1 protein-coding gene and 1 pseudogene are annotated in these 3,058 nt (G+C 70.1%); one reads left to right on the forward strand and one right to left on the reverse strand.

What is annotated here, in order from left to right; translation table 11 throughout:
* Window positions 1–18: 18 nt before the first annotated feature.
* Complete coding sequence (locus PMI01_RS25775; protein ID WP_007676755.1) at window positions 19–720, reverse strand: FABP family protein; 702 nt, start codon at window positions 718–720, stop codon at window positions 19–21.
* A gap of 185 nt (window positions 721–905) precedes the next feature.
* On the opposite strand from PMI01_RS25775, the pseudogene PMI01_RS25780 reads away from it, so the two are divergent.
* Window positions 906–2,926, forward strand: a pseudogene (locus PMI01_RS25780) (phytase).
* Window positions 2,927–3,058: the final 132 nt, after the last annotated feature.

The following is a 3,058-nucleotide window of genomic DNA, read 5'->3' on the forward strand; positions in this document are numbered from 1 at the left end:
GGGGGGGGCCCCCCGCCGCTAACGGCTGACGGCCAGGTCGCCGACCAGGCTGAAGCCGTGCGCCTCGGCCAGGGTGGCCTTGCCGGCCGCGATCCGCGCCAGGGGATTGGGTCGCGGCTCGGCGACCTTGGTGAGCGCGTTGCGGTCGACGTGGCGGAAAGGTTCGGGCCGGCCGCGGACCTGGAGCATGGTCGTCGACACATAGCTCCAGCCTCCATCGGCGTTGAAGTTCACGTCAAGCTGGTAGGAATCCGTCCGGAACGCCCATTCCAGGAAATCGGTCGAACAGATGCCGTACCCGGGACCGCCCCGCTCGGCCCTGACGACGAAGCTGGCGCCGTCCGGCGCGGCGCGACCGCTCGCCAGCGCCACCTGTCCGCGCGGAATGGCCAGGGTCTGCATGATCAGCCCGGTGGCCGGCTCCCAGAGCCAGTAGCCGGTCTGGTCGTGGAAGGTGGTGTCCTCGTCCGACGCGACGATATGGACGTGATAGCGCAGCCCGTAGAACAGCTGCGGCCCGTTCGCCTGGGGGTCGATGGGCTGCATCTCGATGCGTTCGAGATAGTCGCGCCGTTCGGGCCCCTCGGCCTTCGGGTTCACGTCGACCCCTTTTCGCCCCTCCCACACACCGGCCAACGGCCGGAGCGGCCCCAGGTTGGCCAGGGTGTCCGGGTCGACGTTTTCCGGTTCGCTGAAGATGTCGTCGGGGAAGTTGATCATCGCGCCACTGCTCCGGCGAAGCCAAGATCTGCCTCTATCGCGATGAACCCTCCCGTCAAGTGGCGATGCCGCGCCGCAGGCACGAAGCCCGCTTCAGGCCGCGATGATCCGCGGGAAACGGCTGGCGCGCGACGAAGCGTCGCCGAATCGCACGACACAAGACGCGACAACAGGGGGCACACGCCATGATCCATCGCCGCCAACGCCTCGCCGCCGCCAGCGCCCTGGCCCTGACGCTGGGCGCCGTCGCCGGCCAGACCTTCGCCCAAGCCGTCGCGCCGGTCGGCGCCACTGTCCCGACCGCCGAAGGCGGCGCCAACGCCGCCGCCCTGCTCTATGACCGCGCCGATCCGGGCAAGAGCGTCATCGCCGCGACCGGCGAACTGGGGGGCCTGGAGTTCCACGACCTGGACGGCGCGCGCAAGAGCGCCCTGCCCGGCGGCGAAACCTATGGCGTCGACGTGCGCGACGACGTCCTGGCCGTGCTGGACCGCAAGGACGGCCGCATCCGCCTGTCGCGCTACGACTTCGCCACCGGCCAGGCCAGCGCCATCGACGCCCGGCCGCTGATGCTGGGCTATGCCGGCGAAGGCCTGTGCCTGCACAGGAGCGCCCGCGACGGTTCGCTGTACGCCTTCGCCCTGGGCGGCGACGGCCAGCTCGACCAGTGGCTGCTGTTCCCCACCGCCGACGGCAAGCTGGACGGCCGCATCGTGCGCCGCCTGCACCTGTCGTCCGAGGCCAAGTACTGCGTCGCCGACGACGCCAGCGGCATGCTCTACGTGGCCCAGCAGGCGGTCGGCGTCTGGCGCTACGACGCCGATCCGGAAGCCGAAGCGGTCGCGACCGTCGTCGACATCAACCGCCTGGGCCATATCGCCGGCGAGGTCGGCGGCCTGGCCATCCTGAACGGCGGTGCGCAGGGCGACTACCTGGTCGCCGCCAACGCCGACGCTGGCGACTACAACGTCTATGACCGCAACGCCGACGACCGGTTCCTGGGCCGCTTCCGCATCCAGGCCAACGGCGCCGACGCCATCGAAGGTCCTGCGGGCCTGTTCGGCGTCCGCGCGCCGCTCGGGGCGGACCTGCCGGCCGGCGCCTTGCTGGTCACCGACGATCGCAAGGTCGGGGCCAACACCAAGCTGCTGTCCTGGCGGGACGTGGCCGTCGCGCTGAAGGTCTCGCCCGGCCAGGTGACGCCACCGGCCGCGCCGAGCCGGCTGGCCCTGGTCAAGCCGACGATGGAAACCCGGCCGGTGGAGCACGGCGGCGACGCGGCCGACGACCCGGCGATCTTCGTCCACCCGACCGACCCGGCCCGCAGCGTCATCGTCGCCACCGACAAGAAGGCCGGGCTCTACGTCTACGACCTGGCCGGCAAGCCGCTGCAGTTCCTGCCCGACGGCAAGATGAACAATGTCGACCTGCGCGGCGGCTTCAAGCTGGGCGGCAGGACCACGACCCTGGTCGTCGCCAGCGACCGCACCCACAAGTCGATCGCCCTCTACACGATCGATCCCGACACCCGGATGCTGACCAACGTCGCCGACGGCGTGCAGGCCACCGGCCTGTCCGACCCCTACGGCTGTGCCTGTACAAGAGCCGCAAGGGTCCGACCTACGTGTTCATCAGCGATCCCGACGGCGGCGTGCGCCAGTGGAAACTGGTCGCCACCCCGGCCGGCAAGGTCCGCGCCGAGAAGGTCCGCGACCTGAAGTTCGACACCCAGACCGAGGGCTGCGTCGCCGACGACGAGACCGGCGCGCTCTACGTGGCCGAAGAGGATGTCGCCCTGTGGAAGCTGGGCGCCGAGCCGTCGGCGGGCCAGGCCAAAACCGCGGTGGTTCGTATCGCCGACAATCCCGCCCTGAAGGCCGACCTGGAAGGCGTCGGCCTCTACGCCCGGCCCGGCGGCAAGGGCTATCTGGTGGTCTCCAGCCAGGGCAACAACAGCTACGCCCTGTTCCGCCGCGAGGGCGACCACGCCTATGTCGGCAGCTTCGCGGCGGTCGCCGACGGCGCGGCGGGCATCGACGGGATCTCGGAAACCGACGGCCTCGAGGTGACCAGCGCGTCGCTGGGCGCGGGCCTTGAAGGCGGAGCTTTCGTCGCCCAGGACGGCCGCAACGTCTCGCCGCCGGAGAACCAGAACTTCAAGCTCGTGCCCTGGTCGGCGATCGCCAAGGCGCTGAAGCTGGACTAGAGCGCTGTGGATAGTTAGTTGACCCAGGCGCTGAAAGCGCTTCCCCAACTCAAAAATTCCGTCATCACCCGCTTTATGCGGGTGACCCAAGCGGCGCTGGACAGAGCGTCAGACCCCGCTTGGGTCCCCCGA

The sequence above is a fragment of the Caulobacter sp. AP07 genome (assembly GCF_000281955.1).
Taxonomy (GTDB): domain Bacteria; phylum Pseudomonadota; class Alphaproteobacteria; order Caulobacterales; family Caulobacteraceae; genus Caulobacter.

Bases quoted from the DNA above. Each gene is read 5' to 3' on its own strand.
- PMI01_RS25775 (WP_007676755.1), bottom strand. From the start codon at position 720: ATGATCAACTTCCCCGACGACATCTTCAGCGAACCGGAAAACGTCGAC.